Source organism: Pseudonocardia sp. ICBG1142 (genome assembly GCF_020496255.1).
Taxonomy (GTDB): Bacteria; Actinomycetota; Actinomycetes; order Mycobacteriales; family Pseudonocardiaceae; genus Pseudonocardia.
Genome location: NZ_JAHLJC010000054.1, coordinates 1 through 2,888 on the forward strand (window position 1 = coordinate 1; position 2,888 = coordinate 2,888).

The 2,888-nt window shown below is 60.2% G+C and carries 3 protein-coding genes and 1 pseudogene; all 4 read right to left on the minus strand.

Going from position 1 to position 2,888, the window contains the following annotated elements; translation table 11 throughout:
• On the minus strand, positions 1-282 hold a 282-nt coding region (locus KPL59_RS35305), incomplete at its 3' end, for a hypothetical protein (RefSeq protein ID WP_226363383.1).
• A gap of 275 nt (positions 283-557) precedes the next feature.
• Positions 558-933: pseudogene (locus KPL59_RS35310) on the minus strand (antibiotic biosynthesis monooxygenase).
• 533 nt (positions 934-1,466) lie between these two features.
• A complete protein-coding gene (gene murJ, locus KPL59_RS35315) occupies positions 1,467-2,273 on the minus strand; it encodes a lipid II flippase MurJ (RefSeq protein ID WP_308188011.1) in 807 nt (268 codons plus the stop codon).
• Positions 2,233-2,826 (minus strand): lipid II flippase MurJ, encoded by a 594-nt coding sequence (murJ, locus tag KPL59_RS36460; protein ID WP_308188012.1) that lies wholly within the window; start codon positions 2,824-2,826, stop codon positions 2,233-2,235. Before murJ (KPL59_RS36460) ends, murJ (KPL59_RS35315) begins: the two co-directional genes overlap by 41 nt.
• Positions 2,827-2,888 lie beyond the last annotated feature (62 nt).

The window sequence follows — 2,888 nt, forward strand, 5'->3', positions numbered from 1 at the left end:
GCGATGACTTTGTGGAAGACGGTGTGGAGGGTCGACGTCGTCGATGGTGACCGCGCCGGGCAGCAGTTCGGGGGCGACGGTGGCGGTCCAGGTGCCGTCGTCGTGCTGGTGGTAGTCGGCGTTCACGACGATGGTCCCGATGAGCCGGAGCCCGAGCCCAAGCCCGTGGTCGGCGTCGCGGCCGGGGAAGGGCGGGAGGTCGTTGTCGCGGGCTTTGCGCTGTGCGCGGCGTCGGGCCTTGCTGCTCGGGTCGGTCCGGCTGTGCTGCTTCTTCTTACCCATCAGACCCAGTCTGGGTGGTGGTGTTGGTCAAGACCGGCACCTGACGTCTATGCCGGGACGAGGTAGAGGTCGGCGGTGCCGTCGGGGTGTTCGTCGCAGAGCCAGGTCGTGACACCCGGGTGTGGTGTGTCCGGCATCGGCGCAGGCAGCGACGTCGGGGAAGGTCCCGGCCTTCTCGTAGTGGATGTCCTCGGCGGCGGTCGCGACCCCGGCCGCGCTGAGCGTGAGCGCGGCGGCGCCGGTGGCGGCGAGGACACGGAGCCCGGTGGCGGTGGTCATGCGGTCGCGGTCCCTTCCTCAGAAGCCGTCCCAGATGCTGTGTCCGATGCTGTTGCCGAGGGCACGGTCTCGAATTCCAGCAGGTCAGCGCCGGTCCCGACCTGCGGGCGGTCGCTGTCGCTGTCGCTGTCGCGGTCGCAGTGCGCGGCCGCGGCGCCGACGGTGCGCCATGCCTGGAAGGCGGGCGTCGTGCTCCCAGCGGGTGTAGACGAAGTACCGGGTGTCGCCCGCGACGGGGCGGAGCAGCTCGTAGCCGAGGAACCCGGGCACCTCGTTCATGCAGCCCTGAGCGAAGCGGGCGGCGAACCGGGCTTCCAGCTCCGGTCCGGCTCCGTCGGGGACGGTGATGGCGTTGATCTTCACGACAGACACGCGGGTCTCCTGGGTGGGTGTTTGTGCTGGTAGGCAGGGGTCATCCGATTTTTCGGATGACCCGGTTGAGTCAGGAGTCTGGGAGGTCTTCGTTGCGGTCGATGAGTTCTGTGCGCCAGACCTGGACTGTGATGATGCCGGGATCGTCCCACTCGCCGCCGTAGATGGAGACGTCGAGGTCGTGGTGGTCGGCGTGGATCGTGGCGAGGTCAGCGAGCGAGTCACCATTTCTTCTTGCCCATGAGGCTTAGTTTGCTCCCATGTGATCTTTACGACCAAGAAGGTCGTTAATGCTGGGCGTTTTCAGTAATTTTAACGTGGCAAAAGTAAGGGATAGGGAGATAAGGGCTCCGGCAAGGAGCAGAGCCCACGCACGCACGAGGCCCGGGTAGGTCGCCAGCAGCGGCTCTGCCAGCTCCAGTGCACCCCGAGCAGCGACTGCGCTTAATCCTGCAGATAGGGAGACCCGCCAAAGAAAGTCTAGCACTTCACTGATCGGAATCTCCCCCATTTTTCGACGGAGGAGCCATTGGCTAGCGATGGCGGCCCAGATGAAAAGAAAGAGAGTTAACCGCGGCAATCCCGATGACCACTTGCTCAGACGGCAGGACCATCGGACACAGAAGCAGAAGTGGCACCTTTAACGTGATCAGCCACAACTGGATTAGCGTCGGGGTGCGCGAGTCGCCCTGCGCGTAGAAGACGCGAATTTGTAGCATCATCACCGCGTACGGCAATATTCCAAATGCCGACCATGCAACAGTCAGGCCAAGCCGTTCTGCGCCCGAGCCGCCCCCAGCACCGATCGAAAATAAGGCGATACCAAGGACGTCGCCAAAGGCGGTCATTACGGCAGCGACGGGGACTAAAGCCAGGGTGGATAATCTTACCCCTAGAGAAAAGTCATTAGCGAGCTGTCTAATGTCAGCGTTTGCTGCGGCCCGACTAAGCCGAGGCATCAGTGTGGTTAAAAGAGAGACTCCCAGAACGCCATAAGGAACTTGCAGTAACAACCAGGCATTCGTATAGGTGACAACAGAACCAGCATCAGCTGCTGTCGCTACACGCGTAGTGATAACGTAGCCGATCTGCCCCACTGCAACGTACCCAGTGACCCACAAGGCCATTCCGCCAGCTTGCGACAGTCTTGAGTCCCAGCCCCATAGCGGACGATAATTGAATCCGACGCGCTTCATGTATGGTAGTAGCAGCAGTGTTTGCGCGACAACACCGATGGTTGTTCCTAAGCCGAGCACTAACAGCTTAGGCTCCCCCATAGTTATCGGGTTGATTGAAATCTCACCAGGGATTAGCGCATAGACCGCGAGCGTGGCGAGCACGACGATATTGTTCAGGACCGGGGCCCAGGCAAATGGGCCGAAAAACTTGCTTTGAATTGAGAATCGCCCCGAGTAGCGCTCCCATGCCATAGAAAAAGATCTGCGGAAGAAGGAGCCAGGAGAATGCCGTGGTGAGCTCAGAGTTTGCGGGAGCTGCCTCACTCGCGCTAATCACGAGACGTGTCAATAAGGGCGCAGCTAGCACGGCTAGAATAGTTGCGACCAGGAGCGCAACTCCTGTAAGTGTTAGCAACTTTCTCGTGAACTTTTCGCCCCCATCAGCGTCGCCTTGAGCGCGGACTAGGACGGGGATCATTACACTGCTTAGAACCCCGCCGAGGAGCAACTCGTAAACGACATTAGGAAGCGTGTTAGAAATCGTGTATGCATCATTTAGGGATGCGAATCCAAGGATCGACACGAGCGCGATGTTGCGAATGAAGCCAGTAACTCTACTGACGAGACTTGCAATCGCGACCAATCTGGATGATCTTAGTAATTCATGAGGAGGTCGCGTCGGCTCGCCGACAAGGCGGCCAGCTGGTGCATGCACTTGCTCTATCTCTTTAGTGACAGGTGAGACCTCGCCGACTAGTGGGGAGGGGATTTGCGTAA